Origin of the sequence: Marinomonas ushuaiensis DSM 15871 (assembly GCF_000521805.1) — a bacterium.
Taxonomy (GTDB): Bacteria; Pseudomonadota; Gammaproteobacteria; order Pseudomonadales; family Marinomonadaceae; genus Marinomonas; species Marinomonas ushuaiensis.
Genome location: NZ_JAMB01000010.1, coordinates 87,594 through 112,276, shown reverse-complemented (window position 1 = coordinate 112,276; position 24,683 = coordinate 87,594). Strand labels below are relative to the sequence as shown.

General features: G+C 41.2%; 22 protein-coding genes and 3 pseudogenes. 9 read left to right on the top strand and 16 right to left on the bottom strand.

All coding sequences use genetic code 11. The features are described from left to right. The first annotated feature begins 454 nt into the window (after positions 1–454). The gene (locus MUS1_RS11865) at positions 455–1,114 is read left to right on the top strand and encodes a hypothetical protein (RefSeq protein ID WP_036162827.1); all 660 of its coding nucleotides are present in this window, start codon (positions 455–457) and stop codon (positions 1,112–1,114) included. A 338-nt stretch (positions 1,115–1,452) separates the two neighbouring features. Here the strand turns inward: MUS1_RS11865 and MUS1_RS15725 are convergent, their stop codons facing one another. The 10 genes from MUS1_RS15725 to MUS1_RS11810 all read right to left on the bottom strand — a co-directional run bounded on the left by MUS1_RS15725 (position 1,453) and on the right by MUS1_RS11810 (position 13,275). After that, entirely contained in the window at positions 1,453–1,788 is a 336-nt protein-coding gene (locus MUS1_RS15725; protein WP_051436239.1) for a DUF7079 family protein, read from the bottom strand. Between the two features lie 209 nt (positions 1,789–1,997). Then, complete coding sequence (locus MUS1_RS11855) at positions 1,998–3,944, bottom strand: MacB family efflux pump subunit (RefSeq protein ID WP_036162826.1); 1,947 nt, start codon at positions 3,942–3,944, stop codon at positions 1,998–2,000. A 2-nt stretch (positions 3,945–3,946) separates the two neighbouring features. Continuing rightward, complete coding sequence (locus MUS1_RS11850) at positions 3,947–5,110, bottom strand: efflux RND transporter periplasmic adaptor subunit (protein WP_036162824.1); 1,164 nt, start codon at positions 5,108–5,110, stop codon at positions 3,947–3,949. Between the two features lie 712 nt (positions 5,111–5,822). After that, positions 5,823–6,068, bottom strand: a complete 246-nt coding sequence (tnpB, locus tag MUS1_RS11840) for an IS66 family insertion sequence element accessory protein TnpB (protein ID WP_051436238.1) — start codon at positions 6,066–6,068, stop codon at positions 5,823–5,825. A 196-nt stretch (positions 6,069–6,264) separates the two neighbouring features. Further along, the gene (locus MUS1_RS11835; RefSeq protein ID WP_051436241.1) at positions 6,265–7,803 is read right to left on the bottom strand and encodes an aldehyde dehydrogenase (NADP(+)); all 1,539 of its coding nucleotides are present in this window, start codon (positions 7,801–7,803) and stop codon (positions 6,265–6,267) included. Positions 7,804–7,951: 148 nt separating this feature from the next. Beyond that, on the bottom strand, positions 7,952–9,004 hold the full coding sequence (locus tag MUS1_RS11830) for an Ldh family oxidoreductase (RefSeq protein ID WP_036162817.1): 1,053 nt from the start codon (positions 9,002–9,004) through the stop codon (positions 7,952–7,954). 11 nt (positions 9,005–9,015) lie between these two features. Further along, positions 9,016–10,500 (bottom strand): tripartite tricarboxylate transporter permease, encoded by a 1,485-nt coding sequence (locus MUS1_RS11825; RefSeq protein WP_036162814.1) that lies wholly within the window; start codon positions 10,498–10,500, stop codon positions 9,016–9,018. A gap of 10 nt (positions 10,501–10,510) precedes the next feature. Next, positions 10,511–10,975, bottom strand: a complete 465-nt coding sequence (locus MUS1_RS11820; protein ID WP_036162809.1) for a tripartite tricarboxylate transporter TctB family protein — start codon at positions 10,973–10,975, stop codon at positions 10,511–10,513. A gap of 10 nt (positions 10,976–10,985) precedes the next feature. Then, complete coding sequence (locus tag MUS1_RS11815) at positions 10,986–11,966, bottom strand: tripartite tricarboxylate transporter substrate binding protein (protein ID WP_036162806.1); 981 nt, start codon at positions 11,964–11,966, stop codon at positions 10,986–10,988. A gap of 181 nt (positions 11,967–12,147) precedes the next feature. Then, positions 12,148–13,275, bottom strand: coding sequence for an iron-containing alcohol dehydrogenase (locus MUS1_RS11810; RefSeq protein ID WP_036162803.1), 1,128 nt, complete (start codon positions 13,273–13,275; stop codon positions 12,148–12,150). Between the two features lie 123 nt (positions 13,276–13,398). On the opposite strand from MUS1_RS11810, the gene MUS1_RS11805 reads away from it, so the two are divergent. Beyond that, positions 13,399–14,322, top strand: coding sequence for a LysR family transcriptional regulator (locus MUS1_RS11805; protein ID WP_051436237.1), 924 nt, complete (start codon positions 13,399–13,401; stop codon positions 14,320–14,322). A 122-nt stretch (positions 14,323–14,444) separates the two neighbouring features. Here the strand turns inward: MUS1_RS11805 and MUS1_RS11800 are convergent. Continuing rightward, a pseudogene (locus tag MUS1_RS11800) lies at positions 14,445–14,714 on the bottom strand (transposase); the annotation flags it as partial. 84 nt (positions 14,715–14,798) lie between these two features. Here MUS1_RS11800 and MUS1_RS11795 point away from each other — a divergent pair. Together MUS1_RS11795 and MUS1_RS15950 are read left to right on the top strand one after the other, a co-directional pair. Beyond that, positions 14,799–15,167 carry a hypothetical protein gene (locus MUS1_RS11795; protein WP_036162798.1) on the top strand — a complete coding sequence of 123 codons (369 nt, stop codon included), beginning with the start codon at positions 14,799–14,801 and terminating at the stop codon, positions 15,165–15,167. Beyond that, positions 15,104–15,425 (top strand): annotated as a pseudogene (locus MUS1_RS15950) (dihydroxy-acid dehydratase domain-containing protein); the annotation flags it as partial. The gene MUS1_RS11795 and the pseudogene MUS1_RS15950, both read left to right, overlap by 64 nt. Before the next feature lie 165 nt (positions 15,426–15,590). Here MUS1_RS15950 and MUS1_RS11790 read toward each other — a convergent pair. Genes MUS1_RS11790 through MUS1_RS11770 form a run of 5 tightly spaced genes read right to left on the bottom strand, consistent with a single transcriptional unit; the run spans position 15,591 to position 21,015 of the window. Then, a complete protein-coding gene (locus tag MUS1_RS11790) occupies positions 15,591–17,168 on the bottom strand; it encodes an aldehyde dehydrogenase (NADP(+)) (protein ID WP_036162796.1) in 1,578 nt (525 codons plus the stop codon). A 21-nt stretch (positions 17,169–17,189) separates the two neighbouring features. Continuing rightward, positions 17,190–18,185 (bottom strand): AraD1 family protein, encoded by a 996-nt coding sequence (araD1, locus tag MUS1_RS11785; RefSeq protein ID WP_036162794.1) that lies wholly within the window; start codon positions 18,183–18,185, stop codon positions 17,190–17,192. A gap of 6 nt (positions 18,186–18,191) precedes the next feature. Beyond that, positions 18,192–19,454: a TRAP transporter large permease gene (locus MUS1_RS11780; protein ID WP_036162791.1), complete on the bottom strand. Its 1,263-nt coding sequence runs from the start codon at positions 19,452–19,454 to the stop codon at positions 18,192–18,194. Beyond that, complete coding sequence (locus MUS1_RS15720; RefSeq protein ID WP_051436236.1) at positions 19,448–19,942, bottom strand: TRAP transporter small permease; 495 nt, start codon at positions 19,940–19,942, stop codon at positions 19,448–19,450. The genes MUS1_RS11780 and MUS1_RS15720 overlap by 7 nt, the downstream gene beginning before the upstream one ends. Before the next feature lie 56 nt (positions 19,943–19,998). Beyond that, complete coding sequence (locus MUS1_RS11770; RefSeq protein WP_036162789.1) at positions 19,999–21,015, bottom strand: TRAP transporter substrate-binding protein; 1,017 nt, start codon at positions 21,013–21,015, stop codon at positions 19,999–20,001. A 189-nt stretch (positions 21,016–21,204) separates the two neighbouring features. On the opposite strand from MUS1_RS11770, the gene MUS1_RS11765 reads away from it, so the two are divergent. The 5 genes and pseudogenes from MUS1_RS11765 to MUS1_RS16390 all read left to right on the top strand — a co-directional run. Then, positions 21,205–22,734, top strand: coding sequence for a UxaA family hydrolase (locus MUS1_RS11765; RefSeq protein WP_036162786.1), 1,530 nt, complete (start codon positions 21,205–21,207; stop codon positions 22,732–22,734). 38 nt (positions 22,735–22,772) lie between these two features. Then, positions 22,773–23,750, top strand: coding sequence for a GntR family transcriptional regulator (locus tag MUS1_RS11760; RefSeq protein ID WP_036162785.1), 978 nt, complete (start codon positions 22,773–22,775; stop codon positions 23,748–23,750). A 289-nt stretch (positions 23,751–24,039) separates the two neighbouring features. Then, complete coding sequence (locus tag MUS1_RS16185) at positions 24,040–24,159, top strand: IS66 family insertion sequence element accessory protein TnpB (RefSeq protein WP_211236460.1); 120 nt, start codon at positions 24,040–24,042, stop codon at positions 24,157–24,159. Further along, positions 24,110–24,490 carry an IS66 family insertion sequence element accessory protein TnpB gene (gene tnpB / locus MUS1_RS16395; RefSeq protein WP_156924891.1) on the top strand — a complete coding sequence of 127 codons (381 nt, stop codon included), beginning with the start codon at positions 24,110–24,112 and terminating at the stop codon, positions 24,488–24,490. The genes MUS1_RS16185 and tnpB (MUS1_RS16395) overlap by 50 nt, the downstream gene beginning before the upstream one ends. Then, positions 24,375–24,662 (top strand): annotated as a pseudogene (locus MUS1_RS16390) (IS66 family transposase); the annotation flags it as partial. The gene tnpB (MUS1_RS16395) and the pseudogene MUS1_RS16390, both read left to right, overlap by 116 nt. Between the last annotated feature and the right edge of the window lie 21 nt (positions 24,663–24,683).

The window sequence follows — 24,683 nt, the reverse complement described above, 5'->3', positions numbered from 1 at the left end:
AGTCCAACTATTGGGGGTCACTTCAGAGAGCGTAATTTATACTGATTTTTTATTAAATAGATTGCTTATTAGTGTCACTACTAAAAAACATAATCCACCAGAAACCAAGCCCACAAAGCCGGTTAATATACTGGGTAATATTGAGGCTAAAAGGGCTGGCATCGCAGTGAATACCTGACGAAAAGTATTGGACAGTCACTTGGTTACTTTTACGTAATATCAAATGTATGGATGTCACGTGTTTTTTTAGAATGGCAAGAAACAAGACCTGACCCTCGATTTTTTTCATCTATGGATTTGTTATTTGAAACCTTTAGAGAAAATTATCTACTGGGGAAAGAGCGTAAACAGCTACCCGATGATGCAACGCAATATCGGCTTGCCAAACGATTATAAAACTAAAGTTAATAAGCTTATTATATAATTATATTTTTGTATTTTATGGATAATTAAAATGAATCGATTATTAGGCTTTTTTATATTAACCTTAGCTAGCTTTACGGCAAGTGCTTCAACGTTACCTGTACAATGGAAAGTAAACAATCAAGTTATACCCCCACAATGTTTTACTCGAATTTGGCAATCAAGTGATAACTATGAGGCGTTTGAAGATCAATTTAATATTAAAACAACCAAAGATTTTGAAAGCAACCCAGGAAAATATTTCGGAAAAGAGATCTCATCCCTAGAGCCTATCGACCCAGGTTGGGGTGAGTTGCATAAAGAACTCTCCTTAGCGGTTAATCTAAAAGACTGCTTTGCACGAAACTTAAAAACAACCCTTTATTCAAATCAAGTAAAAAGCAAAGAGTTCTATTCTGCTGACCAAAATGTTGAGTTGAATTATAAATACACTATTATTGATAAATTATCACAAAAACAATGCAAAGCCCTGTCCCCAAATATGCCAGGAACCTGTGTTAATGCTTATGTATTAATCCTTGAGGATTATACGGTAGATTACAATGTAAGCAGAACTTTTGGGCCGTTTACTGATTACGTGGTTTATGCCGAGTATGTTCTTAAAAATAAAGAGCATTATATTATTCCCTTAAAAAACTTATCTAAACAAGTTAACCCTTCTAAATTTTCAGAAACATTCAGTAAAAAATAACGGTTAAAAGCTACTTAACAATTCTATCCTAGGTTGTTAAGTAGCTATCTAACTTCCGGTGCAGTGTCCGCATAAAGGGATAAAATTTTAATGCCACATCAAAGATGGTGATACTAAATACCATGATAAATGGTGCATCGATGTAAATTAACAGCGCACAAAGTGGTAGCACGAAAAGTATTGGACACTCACTTGGCTCATTTTAGTAAAAAGGTATGGATGTCCCATACTTTGTACTTTTACCAGAATAGCCACCATTTTCTATTAGTTAATATTTTGCTACTTGCTAAAAGTAACGGCTCACTGAAGTCTTTTGGTAGGAAGCTACAAACCCTTGATCACTCTTCTTTAGTGAAATCAATAACTGATGCTACTGAAATGAACCCGTAACCTGATAAGGTGGGTTGCTCCTGCGTTACCGATAAAATCCTTTCCTTTAACCATTCAGAATTGAAACCTGCCCACTCGCCAGCAACACACCGAAGATTATCACCAACTGCGGGAAATACCTCTTTCCATAGAATGTTGTGGACTTCTTCTTGTTTGAAGCCGGATTCCATAATTATCCTAGCGATAGACTTGTGAGTAATCTCATCTACTTGCGAGCGTCGCAATCGCTTCAAAGCGAATAGGAAAATCGAATCGCTTGCTAGATTATTTTGCGCCGACTTCATTTCTATTTATTTTGTGTTTTCTTTTCTTGCTCGATCTAGAGCAAGCGAGCTGCTAACGCCGCCAGCCGCCCATGGGTTGAATAATGATCTGGACATCGCGACAAGTCCAAATCGGCCACGGCCCTTTGGGCGCGGCCGATTGAAGCCCATTCTTCACCACCTGAGATGTAAGGCGTTCTCTCCGGACCCGTCACATCACCCGGTTTCTCTCACGCGTGGTTAAGCGCGACCACCGGGTCGAGCCTTGCCGCCGCCCGCGCTGGCAAATAGCCAAAGGTAATCCCGATCAGGGTCGAGGACAAGAAAGCCACAACAATCGCCGTAGCCGAGAAGCTCAACTGCACATCGGTCGAAAAATACACCACCATCTGCCCGCCGATCAGGGCTCCGGCGATCCCAATGACGCCACCTGTCAAGCAAACTAGAACGGCTTCGATCAGGAACTGCGCCACAATATCCGACCGCCGCGCCCCGATCGCGATGCGCACGCCGATCTCTTTTGTGCGCTCGGTGACGGATACCAGCATGATATTCATCACCCCGATCCCCCCGACAATCAGCGAGATCACAGCGATCATCGAAACTAGCAAGGTCAGCGTTTCCGTGGTCGAGGTCATCGTGTCGCGGATCGTGTCAGAGTTTGTTAGGAAGAAATCCTTGGTGCCGTGGCGGGTGGTCAGCAAAGCGTTGATTTCTGTCTCGGCAAATGAGGTGTCGTAATCATCGCTCACCCGCACCTCGATGCTATCAAGGAAATTCTGCCCGGAAATCCGCGTCATCACCGTGGTATAGGGAACCCATACATTCAGTGATTCCGGGCCAAAACTTGCCCCGCTGGACCGCACTACCCCAATCACCCGCACCGGCACGCCACCCAGAAGCAGAACCTTGCCAACCGGGTCGTCGCTCGCGTCGAAAAAGGTGTCGCGCGTATCCTCGTCGATCACCGCGACTTGGCTGCGGTCGATAACATCGTCGGACGCGAATGTGCTGCCGGTCAAGGTGTTGTAATTGTGGACCTGAAAATAATCCCCGCTCACACCGTTGATCGACGCATCCGAAGCGGTACCGCTATAGACAACGTTGCGCTGGGTCGCGACCGAAGGCGAGGTGCTGTCGGCATAGGGTTGCAATGCCAGTGCATCCGAATCCGAAGGCACTAGCGTTTCCACCTTGGCCGCATTACGCGCCCCGAAGCCTGTACCCGAGCGAACGGTGATCGTGCTGGTCCCAAGCGATGAAATACTGTCGAGCACCTTTTCTTTGGTGCCTGTTCCCAACGCGACCACCAGTACCACAGAGGCGATACCGATGATGATGCCCAGCATCGTCAGAACTGAGCGCACCCGATGGGCCAAAAGCGCTTTGAACGACATTTCAAACGCCTCGCGCAGTCGCAACAGCGCAGCCCCGGTGCCCGTTTTCCGCGGGGCGTGCTCCAACCGGTTGGCATCTTTGACATCATTGGCGGCCGCCTGTGTATCCGAGATGATCCGGCCATCACTGATTTCGATCGTGCGATGGGCATGCAGGGCAACCTCGGGGTCATGGGTAACCATGACGATGGTGTGGCCTTTGCGGTTCAATTCCAACAGCAAGTCGATCATTTCTTTGGAACTTTTTGTATCAAGCGCGCCGGTGGGTTCATCCGCCAGGATCACCTCACCGCCATTCATCAACGCGCGCGCCACGGAAACCCGTTGCTGCTGGCCCCCTGAAAGCTCACCGGGGCGGTGATCCAAACGGTCTGCCAAGCCAAGCTGGCCTAGCAGATCAGAGGCGCGCTTGTGCCGGTCTGCTCGGCTCTCACCGGCATAGATCGCGGGCACCTCGACATTGCCCACCGCGTCAAGATCGGACAAAAGTTGATAGCGCTGGAAGATAAAGCCGAAATGCTCGCGCCGCAGTTGGGAAAGCTGATCGGGTCCGAGTTCGCTCACATCCTGACCGGCAAAGCTGTAGCTGCCCGAACTGGCGCGGTCGAGGCAGCCAAGGATGTTCATCAGCGTTGATTTACCCGAGCCAGAAGCCCCGATGATCGCCACCATCTCACCCGACCTAATGTCAACGTCAACATCGCGCAAGACAGTGATGGTTTCATCGCCAGCCTGAAAGCTTCGCGAGATCCCGCGTGCGGAAATCAGCGGTTCGTTCATCTTCACAGCCTCACTTTAGGTGTGCTGGTATTGCTCTGTGAGGCAGAGGGGGCCGTCACCGCGGTGCCCGTTACCACTATGTCGCCTTCAGCCAAGCCCGATTTAATCTCGGCCCTGATCTTGTTGTTCAGCCCGACCTCAACCGGCACAGTCGTCGTTGTGCCGTCTGCGGTATCATACCGTTTGACGGTATAGCCATCAGCGTCTTTGGTCAGCGCCGAGGACGGCACAGTCAACACGTTTTCCGCCTTGTCCAGAATTATCGAGACTTCAGTCGTCATGCCGATGCGCAGCAGATGGTCTGGATTGTCTACCTCCAGCAACCCATTATAATAGATCGCCACATCGGTTGAGATGGTGTCGCTGGTCTCAATTGCCGAAGGCGCAGGCTCGACAGCGCGCACAGTGGCAGAGAATTTGTAATCCGGTTCTCCCAAGATAGTAAAGAACACTTGCTGCTCGGGTTTCACATGCACCACGTCAGCCTCGGATATCTCCGCCTTCACCACCATACTGTCCAAATCGGCAAGCTTGACGATTGTCGGCGCGCTTTGTGAGGCGTTCACCATCTGGCCTTCGTCATTGACGATTGCCACAACCGTGCCGGAAATCGGCGCAACGATATTGGTCCGTTCAAGCTCGATTTGCGCAGTTGAGACGGTGACCTCAACGCTGTCTTGTTGTGCGGCCAGCGCGTCAAGCTCAGCCTTGTAGACATCAACTTCGGCCTGAGCTGACTCAAGATCCTCTTTCGATACATAATCCGAGGTGGTCAGCTTTCTCTGCCGGTCCAGCGTCCATTTGGCCTTGATCAGACTGGCATTCTTGGCGGCGATCTGGGCCTTTATATTGGCCAGGTTCGCCTTCGCCGTCAACACGGCATTCTGCTGGTCCTGACTGTCGATCTGCGCAATCAGGTCACCCCTCTCGACCTCGTCGCCAAGGGCGACCGCCAGTGTTTCGATCTGACCCGAGACACGTGCGCCAACGCTGACCAATTGTTTGGCCTCCATCGTGCCCGACGCCAGCACCGTCTCTTCAACGGTGCCAAGTCTGACAAGAGCCGTCGTCGGAGGGGCCTCGGGTTCGTTCTGGGCCAAATAGAACCAGCCTCCAACTGCGGTCGACAACAACACAATCGGGATCAAGATGCGTAATGTTTTCATAAAAGAAGTCCTTTCTGGCTGAAACTGTGGCAACAAGCCGTTATACGCCGAAGCGTGATAATTCCGTCGTCAGTTTTTCGGGTATCGCCCCTCCAAACGGCAAAAAGCCTACGGACACCCAAGTTTACGCCGCCCGAAATTGCCTGCCCATTGACTATCAGGCTCATCATTCGCACACGTAGCAATGAAATTTTTTCTGTTAAAAAACGCTCTAATACTACTTCTAGATTTAACTTTATTTCATCGATATACATCTACACATTTCCCATTGCGTATCAGCCACCATAACTCATTGCACCCATCATTTTCTCCGACCCCTCACTTCAATCGATGCAATTCTTGATAAACCTGCACACATACCAATCTTGTGATTGTGATCAAATACTGAAATAGAAGCGAGTGTTGGAAAAGTAATTAAAATACCCAGAAACGTTGTAATTAATGGTATTTTCATACCAAGCCCTGAAGATAGTAAAGTTCAATAATATATTGAACGACGACCTATAACATTGATATAAGACATAAAGAGCTTATTGGTTAGGAAAACAGCTAACGAGGCTGTAGAATTTGTCATTCTCAGCCTACCTCATTAATATAAATCCACAATATTTCACATACTTCTAAGATTCAATAGACCATTTTATTTTAAATCATAGATTTCTGATATCGAGTCGTAAATGAAGTGTAGGCTTAAGGATCGAGCTGTGAGTAGCTAAGTTAAATGCGGATGAGCGGCTTGTACATTGAGCGAAAGACCATCCAACAACCAATTTAACTGACGGGGTGATACTTGAATAGACAGTTGTTCGTCATCAATGCCAGGCCACTGAAAATGCCCTTTTTCAAGACGTTTATAATGTCGCCAGAAGCCATTCGACGCCCATTGTAAGGCTTTGACTTTATCGCGTGCGCGACCACAAATGAGAGTCACATTACGTTGAGGGGAAGCGGTAAACATGAGTCTTTTATCCCAATTAAAAAATAAAAGACTTTATCGTTTTTGGAAAGAACTACTATGTGGGGTTTAAGCGACGCTCACTACCAATAAACCCAACTTTTATCTGCTTTTTCATAATCATCGCCTCACTATTGATAATAGTTGAAATAAGAATGCTCCTACATCAACTTTACTTATCATCCACTCTTAGTAGGAATTAACTTTCACGTTTTCCATTAACTAGCCGTTTCAATTTTAACGGATTGCTATTTCTAATCGCATCAGGACGTAACAGATCAGGTAGATCCTGATAACAAACCGGACGAAGAAAACGAAAAATTGAAGCAGTTCCTACTGAGGTGCTACGACTATCCGATGTGGCTGGAAAAGGTCCTCCATGTACCATCGCATTACACACTTCAACTCCTGTAGGCCAGCCATTGACCAGAATTCGTCCTGCCTTTCGTTCCATTATTGGTAAGAGCTTACGTGCAATATCAATATCAAGATTATCCATCTGTAGTGTCGCAGTAAGTTGGCCTTCTAAGTGCTCTGCAATATGAGCAACATCATCATCGTCATCGCATTCTATAATTAGGGACACCGCTCCAAATATTTCCTCCTGCAGATCTTTATCATTAAGAAAATCATGAGCACTAGTAATGAAAAGTCTCGACTGGCACTGATTTAAACTGTTTTTCACCTTTCCACGTGCAACTTCTCGCACTTTACTATTGGATGAAAGACGACTAACTCCTTTTTGATATCCATCATAAATACCTTCTGTCAACATGGTTTGAGAAGTATTTTCTTTAAGTGCCTTACTAGCTACTTGAACAAAACTGTCTAAAGCTACACTTTTATGAGCAATCAACAAACCTGGGCTAGTACAGAATTGGCCTGCACCCATTATTAATGAAGCCACATAGGATTTTGCAATTTCATCACCGCGAGACTCAAGAGCATGTTGAAGTACGAATACTGGATTAATACTACTCATTTCTGCATAAACAGGTATCGGCTCATTACGACTCTGGGCAATCTTCATTAAAGCGCAGCCTCCAGAGCGTGACCCGGTGAATCCGACTGCTTTTATTCGAGCATCTGCCACTAGCGCTGCACCCACTTCCCTTCCCGATCCATACATCAATGAAAAGACGCCTTCAGGCAGCTTACATTCAATAACGGCTTTCTGAATTGCATTTCCAACTAACTCTGATGTACCAGGATGAGCTGAATGTGCTTTTACAATTACCGGACAACCTGCCGCAAGGGCTGATGCGGTATCTCCACCAGCAACAGAAAATGCCAATGGAAAGTTACTAGCACCGAATACAGCAACTGGACCTAATGGAATATGACGTTGGCGTAAGTCTGCACGTGGCATGGGATTACGATCAGCTAGTTGCTCGTCAATACGAACATCCAGCCATTCACCTGATCTAACAACATTGGCAAACAATCGTAATTGGCCGCAAGTACGTGCGCGTTCACTTTCAAGACGTGCCTTTGGAAGCCCACTTTCAGCCATGGCTCTATCAATTAACATTGGGCCTATCATTTCGATTTTATTAGCAATAGTTTCTAAAAATATAGCTCGCGTTTCGAGGCTTATCTCTCGATATATATCGAACGCCTTCCAGGCTAGTTGGCAGGCCTCTTCTACCTCATAAGCACTACCTCCTGGATATGGAGGCTCGAGTTTAAGGCCTGTTGACGGATCAATTGCTAAGATACTAGAACTTTGACCAAACATAGCCTTTTGGCCAATAAGAAGTTTTCCTTGTAGCACACTCAATTTGATCTCCCTTTCATGTGTAATTGTTTTACAAACTATTTATGACTATTTCGTTAGAAACAGAAAGTATTTTGGCAGTAATTTGATTGCATTTATCGAAACAAAATCAGCCATCCATACAACCCTTAAGTGAGGAATTATCTATAGCTTTTTTCAACTCATCTACTACATCACGAGGTAATAACACACCTTCTTCAAGATAATTTCTACGACATTTAAGTCCTGATTGACCAGGCATACGTACAGGAGATTGTGGATTAATTGATCGGCTTTCTAGACATGCTTTCACTAAAGTATCTGTCTCATTAAGAAATGATTCTGTACCAGAAAAAAGTGAGGGATCAATTACTAAAACTGTCACCGATGCCCCCCAACCAGTTGGTTCATCCTTACGCCCGAACCCCCCCAAAGCAGAAGTAAGTGCTTCAACCATTAGGCCCATGGCAAAACCTTTATGGCCAAACTCAACTCCCCCCAGTGGTAAAATACTACCTTGTGGATCACTGAAGAAATCTGCTGGATTGACACTGGTCTTCCCTGTATTTGTCAAGATTACAGGATGCGATAACATCTCATTTTGAAGATTAGCTTTAGCAACACTGCCGTTCGTGACCGTAGACATACTTACATCCATGATGATTGGCTGTTCACGACTAGGTATACCCATTGCTATTGGGTTAGGTGTATAAACTGGAGTTATACCGCCAAAAGGCGCCACTGACTTAACGGCCGGATCTGATGTCATTATTATTGGTACTAAATTTTGATCTACATAGCTCTGTAAATAAGCAGCCAAGCATGCGATATGATGGGAGCGCTTTATAGTTACAATTCCAATCCCATGCTTTCGAGCAGAACTAGCACTGTTTTCTAAGGCTTTTTGTACTAAATATGGACCTAGTATGAAGTTGCCATCAAAAAGTTCGGCGACAGGGCTGATAATTTTAGACGTTAAAAGTTTGTGGTCACCTTTAGCGTGACCCGATTTCAAGTCTTGAAAATACCCATTCGCAAGCTTAACGCCATGAGTATGATGACCTAATAAATCACCCTCAATAAGGATGTTACTTGTGACTTCACTGACTTCTTGTGAAGCGCCAGCCTCCATAAAAAGATTCACTAGTGTGTCGTTTAACCACGTAGTTGTGTAACGTTTCATAAAATTATCCTTTATTTTTTTATTTTTTTATAAGCCATAGCGAGTAATGGAAAAAGCCATAACAATATAACGAGCACCCCAAGAAAAGCACTGATAGGACGAGAAAAAAAACTAAATATATCTCCATCTGCTTTAAGCATTGAGCTCATGAAATTATTTTCTAAAGTAGCCCCTAAGACTAAACCAAGAATTGCAGGAGCCATGGGGAAATTACATCTACTAAGAATTGAAGCAACGAATCCTACCAGTAACATAATCCATACATCAGTTACGGAGCTATTTATAGAAAACGCACCAACAATACAAAAGCAGAGTATTATCGGCATGAGAATTTTACGCGGAGTTAATATAAAAACCTTAGCAAATTTTATTGCAATAAAACCAATCGGCAGCATAATCAAATTGGCTACAAAAAATACGATAAATAAGGCATAAATTAAACCTGTACCATCCATAAAAATAGTTGGGCCAGGGTTCATACCTTTCATATACAGCACGCCAATAACTATAGCTGTTATTGAGTCACCTGGAATACCAAATACTAATGCGGGAACCCAAGCACCACTGATACCAGAGTTATTGGCTGAACTAGCATCAACAATACCTTCAATATGACCTGTGCCATATAAATGCTTTTCTTTAGAGCGGCTTTTTCCAACAGCATAAGAAATCCAAGCTGCAATATCTGCACCTGCACCAGGTAACGCTCCAATTAATGTACCAATAGAACTACCACGTATCATATTTGGCCAATATGCTTTTATATGTCTTGGAGTATTCGCAACAACGCTGTCTTTAGATAAAGGAGGTAATTGTGTCCCTTCTCCGCTTGAGCCATAGAACAACATCAGTTCTTTTAATGCGAACATACCAATCATGACTGGAATAAAATTAATTCCTCCCATTAAATCAGGTACACCAAAAATGAATCTAGGGGTTCCACTCATCATATCTAAACCTACTGTAGAGAGGAGTAGGCCGATCATCAAAGATAAGAAAGCTTTTACTCTTGAACCAATAGCGATAAAAATTGAGCAACTTAACCCAAGTAGTGCCAACCAAAAGTATTCAAAAGAACTAAATTGAAGCGCCACTTCAGCCAACGAAGGAGCGACAAAAATCAGTATAAACGTTCCAAATAAACCACCAAAAACTGAACAAACTAGGTTGATTCCCAATGTTTCTCTAGAGCGACCTTTTTTTGCTAACAAATATGAGTCACCAACATAAGCTGCAGAAGAAGGTGTGCCTGGTATATTCAAATATGTAGATGGAATATCTCCTGCAAAAATAGCCATAGCCGATGTTGTTACAATTGCAGCAATAGCGGGAATAGAATCCATATAGAATGTAATCGGCACTAATAACGCAACAGCCATTGTTGCACTCAAACCAGGAACTGCTCCCACAAATATGCCAAATACAGCGGCAGCCAAAACTACCATTATTGTTTCTATATTAAAAACAAGATGCAATCCTAATAAAAATTCATTCATAAATTAACCCTTAAAAATCTAAAAGCCCTTCAGGAAGTGGGACCAACAAATAATGTGAAAATAAGAAATAAATTATTAATGCTGAACTTATTGAGGTAATTAATGTGAAAATTAAGGGGACTTTCCTAACTATCATTAGTATAAAAATCATAATACTCATGCAAATCAAAGCACCTAGATACTCACTAAAAAGGATATAAAATATCATTAAAGCACAGGGTGAAAGTGACATTAATATGGAGTTTAAATTGGTCTCTTTATTTAAACTAAATTTCATTTCTTTTATGTGTTTTTTTAAAATATGCAATTGGGATACTGATATTACTAGTCCTCCGATAACAATCCCCCCCCCTATGAGGGAGGGAAATAGAGATGGACCATATTGTAAACTAGACATCGTAGGATATTGGCTGGCAACCATAAGAACCACACCACCAAGCATAATAAAAGCTAGTCCTATAAGGAAATCTCTCATTGCTAACCCCTTATTTACTTAGACCAACTTTTTCAACAATAGCGCCATATACAAAATCCATTTTTTCCATTTGTTTAGCGAAATCTTTAGAATTACGCCACTCAACTCCAAAGCCTTGCTTGCTCATAAAACCTTGGTAGATATTACTGTCATAGGCGGCTTTAAGGGCTTTTTCAAGAGTAGCAACAATCTTAGGGTCCATGCCTTTAGGGCCAACGATGCCTCTCCATTCTCCAGCTAGATAGGAACTTCCTATGGCTTCGTTGATAGTAGGTACATTCGGAAAACTGTTAATACGCTCAGGAGACATTATTCCTAGACTTTTAACTCGTCCAGCTTCAATCATAGAACGACCTTCTGGAATGGAACTAGAAACTATACTGATGCCACCGGAAACAAGCTCGACCATAGCTGGTGAAGCTCCTTGACTAGGAATAAATTTAACTCTATTTGCTTCAATTCCCTGGTCCATTAACAGCCCTGCAAAAGCTAGATGCCATACACCACCTAAACCTGTTCCTGAGTTTCTGAACGAACCTTTAGGTTGCTCTCGAATAGCATCAATAAGCTCTTGTACTGTATTGTATGGCGAGTTAGCTGCTACTTGGATTCCTGAGTAGTCAAAGTTAATCTGGCCTATTGGTGTAAAGTCTTTATAAGTTAAATTAGTTAAACCTTGCCAGTGCATCATATTGATTTCACCAGTCGCTAAACCTAAGGTATATCCATCCGGCTTAGCTGTTGCCATAACGGTATGGCCAACAACACCACTACCGCCAGTTCGGTTAACCACATTGATATTCTGTCCCAATTCTTCTTTGAGAGCGGACGCTATCGTTCGGGCAGTGGCATCAGTACCACCACCTGCAGCCCACGGAACAACAAGAGTAATTGGCTTTTCTGGGTAAGCTGAAAATACAGCACTAGAAGTAGCTAGCAATAGCAATGTAGTAAAATTTTTGAACGGTTTATTTATTTTTATAGTTTTCATAATAACCCTTATTTAGTTTTTATTTTTTTACTTTTTTGGTATATATAGCGATTGCACTTAACAGAAATGATCTTATTAAAATTACACGCCAAGTCAATTTAACTCATTCATCAAATCAATTTTAATACGATAAATTCAAACAAGTCTTTTTATATAATATAAACCTCCTTTCACTTTTTCATCAATATACTGTTTTCAGAATTCCAAGATAGTCTTCAATTGTACATTTTCTTGGATTCGTTGGATTGGAATGGTCAAGAATGGCTGCTTTAGAGATATCTTCTAAATCTTTATCCTGTACGCCAATATCACGTAGTTTAATGGGAAGCCCTAATCGGATATTTAAATTTAAGAAGAAATTTGACAGCGATGCATCATTATCTAAATTCAATCTTTCACGAATTATTCTATATTTTTCCTTACAACAATCTTTATTAAAATCGAGAACTGCCGGTAAGAAAATTGCATTAAGAGTTCCATGATGGAGGTTGATGTTTTTTAGACCACCCAGGGGATGCGATAAAGCATGAATGGCCCCTAAACCTTTTTGAAATGTTAAACCTCCTTGTAAAGAGGCCATCATCATCTCCCAGCGACTTTGTCTATCATTGCCATTTAATACTGACTTTTCTATATATCCAACGGCTCGAACAAGTCCATCAAGCGCAATTGCATCTGCCACTGGGTTTACTCTAGGGCTAAGGTAGGTTTCGATACAATGTGAGATTGCGTCTAATCCAGTTGCAGCAGTTAAATACGGAGGTAAGCTGAGAGTTAGCTCTGGATCACATATAGCAGCTTTAGGAATTAAATTTTGCGAAATCAAACCAAGCTTGCGGCCGTCATTTAAAGTAATTAATGTGGCACGACCAACCTCACTTCCTGTTCCTGAGGTTGTTGGTATTGCAATTAATGGTGAAACAGGTCCAATTTTTTCCCCACCGCCGTCAATAGCGGCATACTGTGCGAGTGGTCCTTTATGCGTGGCAAGAATAGATATAGCTTTGGCTAAATCAATAGATGAACCGCCTCCTATAGCAATCAGTCCATCACATCCTTCATCACGATAAAGTTCTAATGCTAATAAAGCTGCCGATTCTGTCGGATTCGAAGGCGTTAGATCAAAGATAACAACTTTTACTAAATCGTTAAGAGCGTGTTTAATATTTTCTATCACACCAAGTGAAACAAGACCTTTATCTGTGATAATTAGAGGTCGGTTGATAGAGTTATTGAGCGCTAACTTTTGAAGCTGGGAAACAGCGCCAAACCCAAACTCAATCTGAGTCAAATAATTTATTGTTATCATTCTAATGTTTAATCCTGCTTATTATTATTTGAATTCATTAATCTTACATACAATGACTAGATGCAGGGATTGATAAGTTATGATACAAGTATAACCAATGGTTATACTTTGAGGTGGTGGAAAATGTCTATTACGCAAAATTTTATTACATCTAGGTTACGTTTAAAGCACTTTCGTTTACTTATCGCAATTGATGAAAAAAAATCATTATTGAAGGCTGCCGACTTCATTTCTATAACTCAACCTGGGGCATCGAAGCTTCTAAAGGAAATTGAAAGTACATTTGGTCACGAACTATTTGTCCGTTCTAAGTATGGCCTTGTAGCAAATGATATCGGTGATTGCGCAGTCAGGTATTCTCGTTTAATTCTCAACGACCTTGATCATCTAAGAGATGAGCTATCAGACATCACAAAGGGTTATGGTGGTTATTTATCGGTTGGAATGACAATGGGTTCAACACCTATTATGTGCGACGGAATATTAAAGTTTCAGAAATCAAGACCAAGTACCAAAATTCAAATACTAGAGGGAACTAGTATCCAATTGTTAAAATGGCTTGATGAAGGGCGAATTGAACTAGCAATTTGTCGAACCAATATCAGCTCAAATCCTAACAACTACTCTGCAGATCAATTAGATTATGAAGATATTATTATTGCAGCAAACAGTAAACATCTGAAAGCGCAATCTTCAAAAATCACATTATCTGAAATATCATCAGATCTATGGTTGATGTTCGGGTCGAACACACCTTTAAGAAATTTTATCACTCGAAAATTCCATCAAATTGGATGTCCTGTACCCTCAAATATAATTGAAACAACATCTATTTTAGTTATAATGCAACTACTTAAAGGTAACACTAAGTGTTGCGTAGCTATCCCGAAGACAGTTGCTCAAAGTATTTTTAATGATTCAAAAATCACACAACTTAATGTAAATATGGATTCAAATTACGAAAGAACTCTATTAGTTCGTCTAGCAAATAGACCTTTATCGCAACAAGCAAAGTTTTTAAGGGATCTCATAATAGAAAATATCTGAATAAATAACCCCCTTTGCTAGGGAAACTGCGATCAAGAAGTCACAATGCACTAAACTTCTTGCATTCAAGGAAAAAAGCACAAGATGTCACTCATTTTAGTATTTTTCCTCACTAAATAAGACTAATTCGGCTTATTTAGTGAGGTTTGAACGCCCCCCCCCCTTGCCGCTCGTATCATCTGGTCAATTTTAAACACATTAGCTAAGGCAAACAGCATGGCCAATTTGTTGTCATTTTTATCCAAGCCCCGATAGATCGCTTTCCTAAAACCAAACTGACGCTTAATGATCCGAAATGGGGGTTCTACTTTTGCTCGAATGCTGGCTTTAATGTATTCCGTTTCGATAGATTGCTTGTTTATTCTCAGGTGCTTCTTGAGAAGACGCACCTTTTTAGCTTGGAAGATATACATTCCTGTGATGTAACACTGAAAGTAGAAGGCGAAGGTGGCAATATTCTACAAGGCCTGTCTTCAATGATTAAAATTAGTCGTTCCCCTTTAAGCCTTGTAAATCAAACTATTAACGAAAACCACCAATATCCAGATGGATTTTTATTATTTTTGGGGACTCTATTCACTCCAACTCAAGATCGTGATCATATTGGCGCAGGTTTTACACATAAGCTAGGTGACTCGGTAACAATTAGCGCTCCAAAACTTGGAACGCTTCACAATACCGTCACCCATAGCAATAGTACAAAACCCTGGGAGTTTGGGATTAGCTCACTTATCAGCAACCTAACTCGTCGCGGTTTACTAAAAAATAAAGAAGCAGTCAAATGGATAGTAAAAACAAACTTCACTTACGTAGCCAGCAATGGATTGATGATCCTAGTCATGTAGACGTGACTGCTCTGTATGTAGAACGCTACATGAACCAAGCGTGAAGAGCTGCAATCAGATCACCCTATAATCGGAATTGCGCAGACAGGTAGTGATCTCACTCCTTGCAACCGCCATTATGTACAGCTCGCTCAGAGAATAAAAGATGGTATTCGTGATGCGGGTGGTATTCCAATAGAGTTCCCAGTACACCCCATTGCAGAACAAAGTCGTCGCCCTACTGCCGCACTAGATAGAAACTTAGCCTATCTAGGATTGGGATAAATACTATGTGGGGTTTAACCGACGCTCACTTGGAACATGTTGAGATGGTTATAGTTAAAAGTGATTATGGTATAAGAAAGACCTAAAACAGAATGACGCTTCTTGCTTGAAACGCCATTCTTCAAGGGCAACTAATTACATTTTGATTACATTGTAGTTTTATCCATTTAGTTTCCCATCTACTAACTGAGGAACACTATCCGGATTTGAACTCTGTAATGAGGAATGCAATAGCTCTTCTGGGAAGTCTTGATAACAAACAGGACGAAGGAACCGATTTATTGCAGAAGATCCTACCGATGTTGTTCTACTGTCTGAGGTTGATGGATATGGTCCACCATGAACCATAGCATGACACACCTCAACACCAGTCGGAAATCCGTTGCAAAGAATACGCCCTGCTTTTTTCTCTAGAATTGGCATTAATGTAGACACTTCACTCACATCTTCTTTATCAAGCTGAATTGTTATTGTCAGTTGACCCTCTAGAGCGAGCGCAACCTTTTTATATTCACTTAGATCATCACAGATAACAATTAAAGAGCTTGCTCCAAACACTTCATTTTGTAAGCTTAGATCTTCTAGAAATGATTTTGCTGTTGTCGAAAACAGTTTAGGCTGGCAAAGATTCTTATCAAGGTTTGGTTTTCCACTGGCAATTTCAACGACAGAATCATGTATTTTTAAAGCGTTTATACCTTCTACATATGCGGCATGAATACCTGATGTCAGCATCGTTTGAGCAACCGTTTCATTCATTGCAAGTTCTGCAGTTGTTATGAAGTCATTCAGAGCATCGCCTTTACAAGCAATCACTAACCCAGGGTTCGTACAGAATTGTCCTGCTCCCATATTCAATGAGCCAACAAAGCCTTTTGCTATTGAAGCGCTTCTGTTTTGTAAGGCATTAGGCATAAGAAACACAGGGTTACTAGCACTCATTTCTGCATATACAGGTATCGGAGTTTCTCTATTGAAAGCCAGTTTCATAAGAGCCTCACCACCGGATCTTGACCCTGTAAACCCAACCGCTGAAATAGCTGGATTCTGAACGAGCTCCGTACCAATCGTTCTACCTGAACCGTAAATAAGAGAAAATACTCCTTCAGGTAAATTGCAGCGTTTTACTGCACGCTGAATTGCCTGACCAACAAGTTCAGACGTTCCTGGATGAGCGGAGTGAGCTTTCACAATAACAGGACAACCAGCAGCAAGTGCCGATGCCGTGTCTCCTCCAGCAACAGAGAAAGCAAGAGGGAAATTACTTGCTCCAAATACAGCAACAGGCCCTAATGGAATATTCTTCATTCTTAAATCTGAGCGAGGTAATGGCATTCTTTCTGGTTGAGCCGGATCGATTCGTGCGTCAAGATGAATGCCATGACGAATTACATTTGCAAACAATTTAAGCTGGCCACAAGTTCGGCCTCTCTCACCTTCGATTCGTGCTTTTGGCAGCCCTGTTTCAGCCATCGCTCTTTCTATTAATTGATCACCAATCAACATAATTTCTTCTGCACACACTTCTAAAAAAATGGCTCTTTTTTCTTCAGGCTGAGCTCTAAATGCATCAAAAGCGTCGCTTGCGAGTTTACAGGCGTGACGCACTTGATCAATGGTTGCACCAGAATATCCTGGTAACAGTTTTTCTCCTGTGGCAGGGTTTTCGCCATAAATCACTAGATCATCATGCCCAATACTTTTTTCCTGCCCAATTAATTGCATTCCGGTTAACATTTTTGGGTTTCCTTAATCTAGTTATAGTTTCGTAATATTTAGTTCGGACTGCTTCAATATACCCACTCCGTTTTTAAGTGGTCGGGTCATAAAGTCACATTGAATGGTAATTTCGTCCCCTTCTTGGATTTTTACTCCATCGGAGAAACTCAGTACAGCGGCACCAAAAAAGTGGATGTGAAGTTGGCCCGGAACACGAAATTGATCGTACTTAAAATGATGATATTCTAAGTTAGCAATGGAATGGCACATGTGCTTTTCACCACTTAAAAAATCACGTTGCCAATAATTTTCACCATCTCTTTTTAAAGTAACAGTACCAGTCACTTCCGTTGGTAAATCATCAATTAAGATTTCTGGTCCAAAACTACAGTTTCGCAGTTTTGAATGGGCCAAATACAGGTAGTTTTGCTTCTCTGTAACGTGATCAGAAAATTCATTCGCCAATGTATAACCGACACGAAATATTTTTCCTGAATCATTAATAATGTAGATACCAGCCAGTTCTGCTTCTTCACCAGCATCGAGAGAAAAGTCAGGCATAGTGATTGTTGAAAATGGGTTGTTTACACTTTCTCCTGTCCCTTTATAGAACCATTCAGGTGCGACACCTGGATCACTCAGAGAGCCTTTTCCACCCTCAACACCTAATTGAAACATACGCTCAGTATCGGTTAATTGATCTTTAACGCTGTTGCTTTCCACAGTAGAGTGCATCTTACTGCGAGGCGCTGCACTACCTAGATGGGTAAGTCCTGTTCCACTTAGAATTTGTTTATGGCTTTCTGGGTGAGAGATAGGAGCTATAATATTTCCTGAGTTTATAGCGTCATCATAATTGATCACTTCTTGTGTTTTATGTGACTCAATTATAGAAGCGATGGACACATTATTATTAGCGGCTTCTAAAGCCAGCTCATAAACACTCACATCAAGTAAGTCTAATGATTCGCCACGAACGATGGCACCGACAATGAATCCAGATTTATTGTTAAGTTGAACAAGATTAAAAGACATTATAATTTACCCAATTAATGTTAATGACAGCCATGGTACATAAGTGATAATCACTAATGCGGCTAAAAGTACAAAGAAGAATGGTGCTGAAGAGCGAATAAACTCGACTGTTTTTAGCTTTGCTATATCGCAGCTTACAAACATAAGAACACCTAAGGGTGGTGTGATTTGCCCAATTAAAAGATTAATCAGCATGATCACACCAAAATGAACCAATGAAATATCCATAGCATGGAGCAAAGGCACAAGTATTGGCACAAGAACAATGATTACAGCAATGGTTTCCATAAACATGCCAATGACGAGCAAGGCGACATTCAATAGCAACAAAGTTACCCATGGGCTATCAGTCAAACTTGTGACAAAACTAATCATTTGCTGAGGTGCTTGAAGAATACTAAGTGACCATGCCAAAGGTGAAGAGGCCGCAATAATAAAGAGAATTGTCGCCGCCTCTCTGCCTGTTTTTGGTAATAACTCGAGCATGTCACTCCAGCTCAGCGTCTTATATATGAACTTCCCGACAATAAAAGAATACACAACAGCAATAGCTGCAATTTCCGTAACTGTAAATATCCCCAGTCTAAAACCAACTATTATTATAATAGGCATCAGTAACGCCCAAACAGATTGCTTAAGCTTTGCATATGCGATTGCTTTACTAAATGAATCATCCTTTGGATAATTTTTTCTAATACTAATAAAGACGATTAATATTGTGAGTGAACACGCGATTAACAACCCAGGTAAAATACCTGCTAGAAAAAGATCACCGATGGATATATTGGCTTGCCAGCCATAGATGATCATTAGAATAGATGGTGGAATAATAGGCGATAAGGTCGCTGAAGACGCAGTAAGAGCAACGGCAAAGCCTTTGTCATAACCATGCTTTACCATTTGTGGAACCATAACTCGAGTTGTTGCAGCACAATCAGCAAGAGATGAGCCGGATATTCCTGCCATTAAGACACTAGACAACACATTTACATGGGCTAACCCCCCCCTTAAATGCCCTACTAAAGACCGACAAAAATCAAATAACCTTTCACTTATTCCGCTTCTATTCATGATGGCACCAGCCAACATAAACATAGGAATAGCAAGTAGAGGAAACGACTCAACTCCTGATGAGACCCTCTGAGCGAGTACATTCATAGGAATATCTAGGGATATAATAGCCATGACAGATGCCCCTAGCATTGCAACAGCAATAGGGGTACCTAAAAGTATAGAGATAAAGAGAAGCGCAATAATTAGAGCTAACATGTCTGAGTCTCCTCAGATTTATCTATATTACTAATGTAATTTACTAGAATATGAAAAACTGAAAATGCGAATAATATCGGCATTCCAAAAGAGAAATACCCTATAGAAATACCCAAAATAGGAGATGTTGACGTTATGGTGGTTTCAAAATAAATAAAGCCTAGATACCCCATGTATGCAACAATAGAAACAGTAAACAGTTCAACAATGTGCTTTATTATTTGTCGAGCCTTAAAAGGAAAGTAATCAACCAACGAATCGACTCGAATGTGACTCTTTTCAGAGAAGGCGATGCTCGCTCCTAAAAAAGTCATCCAAACAATTAATAATTTGGCAATGCTCTCACTCCATACAATAGGGTCATTCAAAACGTATCTGAAGAAAACCCCAGCAGACAGTAAAGTAACCATCAAAGCTAAAGAAAGACCAAGAAAAATTTTCTCAAGACGAAAAACTATGTTATTGATTACAATGAGTTGTGTTTTCATACATTATCTCCATTAGGCTCTTCCGATCTAGAAAGAGCCTAAAATTTGATGAATTATTAATTGCGATATTGTTTTATCGAATCCAACACTCTCATATAGTTTTCTTTCCCCCAGCGGCTGACTAAATTCTCACGACCTAATGAAGCAGCGTCTTCAAATGACTTTCTATCAATATCGGTAACAACATTGATCTCACCGCCATCTTTAAGCTCCTGCAACATGGACTCTTCATTTGAAGTTTGAAGTGTATAGTTTTCCTGAGCCGCTTCTGAAATAGACTCTTTAAGGATACGTTTCTCTGTATCAGTCAAAGAATCCCAGCGCTGGGAATTCATCAATACAACCTGACTTTGAAGCATGTGTTTAGTCATGATGAGCTGATCTTGAACCTCGTAGAACTTACGAGAATAAATAGTAGGAATTGGGTTTTCTTGACCATCAACCGTACCTTGTTGAAGAGCCAGGTATACTTCGCTAAATGGGATTGGAGACGGTGAGCCATCAAATGACTTGATCATTTCAACCCAAATTGGAGATTCAGGGACTCTAATTTTCAAACCTTTTAAATCTTCAGCTTTATTGATTGGCTTCCCATTTAACGTCAGATTACGCCAGCCCCAATACCATGTTTTTGAGATTGGGATAAGGTTACTGTTTGCTTTGAGCTCATCGAACATCGGAGTGTATGCATCACCTTCAATGACATATTTGGCCTCTTCCCAACTTTGGAACATAAAGGGTGCATTAGATATTTCTAAGGCTGGAACCAAAGTACTTGCACCTGAGTACCCAGGCACAACAATATCAATTGAACCATTTTTGGCCTGTTGAAGTAGTTGTACTTCTGAACCTAGTTGCTCACTTGGAAAAACTTGAATTTTAAAATCTCCGTCACTTTTCTTTGCGACGGTATCACTTAATCTTTGAAGAACTTCATAACTGGCCTCACCTGGATTAAACGTGTGAGCCAACCTAAGCGTAGTTGCTTGTGCTTGAAAAGAAGATAAAAGGAGCGCACCAGCTAATGCAGAAGCACCTATGTTGAGAACGATTTTATTAGTTTTATTGTTCATGATTTAACCTATTGTCATTATTATTCAATCATTTTTACGTCAGTGACTGCACCGAGTAATTTCAAAGTTACAACAAATGAACATTGTACGCAATAGACATTTATGCAATCATTGCTTTGAAAAGTTTTCGCCAAAATTTTTGGTGAAAGGTCAAAGCCATTAAAAACAATTAAAATAAGAGGTTTTAAAATGAAACAAATTGCGTCGACAAGTGTGGTTAAAAGACTCAATGAAATTGATAATGTAGCAATCGCTGTTACCTCATTACCTTGTGGTGGGGTGGTTGAAATAGACAATATTGTTTCTAAAGAAAATATTCCTGCAGGACATAAATTTGCACTTCAAGACATAGGCGAAGGCGAAGATATCGTCAAATATGGACAAGTAATTGGTTATGCTACTCAGCCAATTAGTACTGGCTCTCATGTTCATACTCATAATGTATCAATGCGTGAGCGCTCGTCATCATTAGATAATTTTAAACCAGCTAAAGAAACTCAGATTACTTCAGGCGATAGAACATTTCAGGGTTATGTAAGAAGCAATGGACAAGTAGGAACTCGAAATTACATTGGTATATTATCTACCGTCAATTGTTCCGCCACGGTCTCAAAAGTAGTGGCGGATCAACTTAACGCCACTGATGAATTAAAGGCATTAGGTTATGACGGTGTGGTGGCTATAACTCATGGATCAGGTTGTGCAATTAACACTGACGCAGAAGGCTACACTTTTCTCGATAGAGTAATGAGGGGCTATGCTTCTCATCCTAATTTTGCTTTTGTACTGGTCATTGGTTTAGGTTGTGAAACTTACCAAGTGAAGGACATGATAAGCCGACACGAAAGTGAGGGGTATAAAAACGTATCTTACTTCAATATACAAGACGCTGGTGGCACAAGAGCAAGTATAAAATTGGCGAATGAAAAACTTCTTACTCTGGCCAGTAACACTCCTATTGCACAACGCAGTTCAGTATCGTTAAACCACCTTTGTGTTGCACTGCAGTGTGGGGGTTCTGACGGATACTCTGGAATTACGGCTAACCCTGCATTAGGTTATGCTGCTGACTTATTAGTTAAACAGGGAGGTAGCGTTATATTAGCTGAAACACCTGAAATTTATGGCGCAGAACATTTATTAATTGATCGTGCGATTAGTGAAGATGTCGCTTCAAAATTGTTAGCGAGGATAGACTGGTGGAAACACTATACAAGCATTAATAATGCTGAGTTAAACAATAACCCCACACCTGGAAATAAACAGGGAGGACTTACAACCATATTAGAAAAATCATTAGGGGCAGTTGCGAAAGCTGGTACTAGCAGTTTAAACGATGTCCTTCAATATGCTGAAAAACGCGTTGTACCTGGTTTTAATTTTATGGATAGTCCAGGCTACGATCCTATATCTGTTACAGGACAAATAGCTTCCGGAGCAAATATAGTATGCTTTACTACTGGACGAGGCTCAGTAGCAGGATTCAAACCTGCTCCTTGTATAAAGTTAGCAACAAACTCCGTTATGTATAACCGTATATCTGAAGATATGGATATTAACTGTGGACAAATAGTCGATGGTAACAGCACTATATCTCAAATTGGCGAAGAGATTTTAGAAAAAATTATTGAGATTGCCTCTGGTAGCCAAAGTGCTAGTGAGGAACTGGGTTATGGAAACAATGAATTTGTTCCATGGCCAGTCGGTGCAGTAACCTAATTATAAAATATTCTATAAAATAAAGGTGAAAACCAATTATGGCTGAAACTTTAAAAGATCAGCTTTATGAAGCATTAAAAAGCAGTATTCATACTGGTACTTTTGAACCCGGTCTCGTTTTACTTGAAAGCCGCATTGCGCGGCTTTTTTTAACGAGCCGCTCGCCTGTACGTGAAACGCTTCAGCAATTATGCAATGAGGGAATTATTTGCCGTTTTGATGGCCGCGGCTACTTAGTTGGTCAAAAACCAGGGAAAATAATAAGGCGTGAAATAAGTTCAAAAGAGATAAAGAAAGATGGCGATACCTCAATTAACCGTGAAAAATCTTGGTTAGATTTAGTTAGACAAGTCGAGAAGGATACTGTTCTTTGCTCCATGTCCGGTCGATGGGAAGTCAATGAGTTAAAGCTGGCCAAATGTTTAAAGGTAAGTCGAGCTGTTACTCAGCACATCCTTGTTAGCTTACAGTATATAGGTGTAGTCGAGCATGAAAAATACAGTGGTTGGCATGTTGTTCCGTTAAATGATCAACGTTTAAATGCATTGTATGAAGCTAGGATGCTGCTAGAACCATTCATGGTAGAAAGAGCTACTAAGTTAATCCCAACTGAAACGTTAGAGCGTTTTATAAATGAACTAGATAATGTATCCCGAGACTACCCAAACATAAAACCTGACCGTTTAGATGCTTTGGAACAAGACCTACACAATGAGACTCTGAGGTATGGCGGCAATAATGAAATTCTCACAATGCTTGGAAGAACGATACCAATTTTACTTATTAGTAAGCATTTATTAGGTGGGCACGTTCAGCTGCCAACCAATGATCCATTTTTACAAGAGCACCGTATCATATTTGAATTAATGTTGGAGCAAAAAGGGAAGGAAGCGGGCCAAGCTTTACGACAACATTTAGCAGATTCTAAAAATAAGGTTCTAGAACGGTTGGAGGAATATAGGCTAAAAGGTCTGAACCATTCTGCAGAATATTTAAGATGGATTTCATATAACTAGTCATGGTATGACTGAGTACCTTATTCATACAAATTAATTAATCTATTGAAGATTTTCGACCTTTAAAATTTCTTAACTTATTGAATTTATATAAGATATTATCTCATGCGCGGGACTTATTCGCATCTTCCTTAACCGCGAATTCAGCTCCGAAGTGCACCAGCCCTCTAAACGCTTCGTAGTTCATCGAACACGACTGCAGGTTAGTAAGAGCCCGGTAAACCACACCTATTAATTATCCCCAAAAAACATAAAGTCTTTTATTTTCTCTTTCAGGAACAAAAGACTTATGTTTACGGCTTCTTCTCAACTAAATGTGACCCTCATTTGTGGGCCAACTGACATGCGTAAAGCCATTGATGGTTTGTGTAATATTGTCGCGTACGATTTGGAAAAAAGAGCCTTGTAGTGATTATGTTTTTGTCTTTTGCGGTCGAGCACGAGATAAAGTCAAAATCCTCCAATGGTCTCATAATGGTTTTTGGTTGCATTATAAGAGTTTGGAAAAAGGCATTTTTCAATGGCCGGGGATTGACGATGAGAATCTATCGATTCAAGTATCTTCTCGTCAGCTTAATTGGCTGCTAGATGGACTTCCAGCAAACGAGAAAAGCGCAATGTGCGATCGACTTTTTACAAGGCTTCGACGGCTACTTAAATGTGGATGGTTATCAAGCATACGAATCGACCAACGCAACCCTTGCAGGTTGTTGGGCACACGCACGTCGAAAATTCGTTGAAGCAGAAAAAGACATGCCCAAAGGGAAAGCGGGAAAAGCCCAAATGGCGATTAGCTACATCAAAAAGCTCTACGCCATCAAATCACTAGCAAAGCAAGAAGAGACAGTAGAAGACGCGTTCCGAATCAGAACAGAAAAAGCCCCTGAAATACAGGCGGCCTATAAAGCATAGTTGGAGAAATCAGCCCAACAG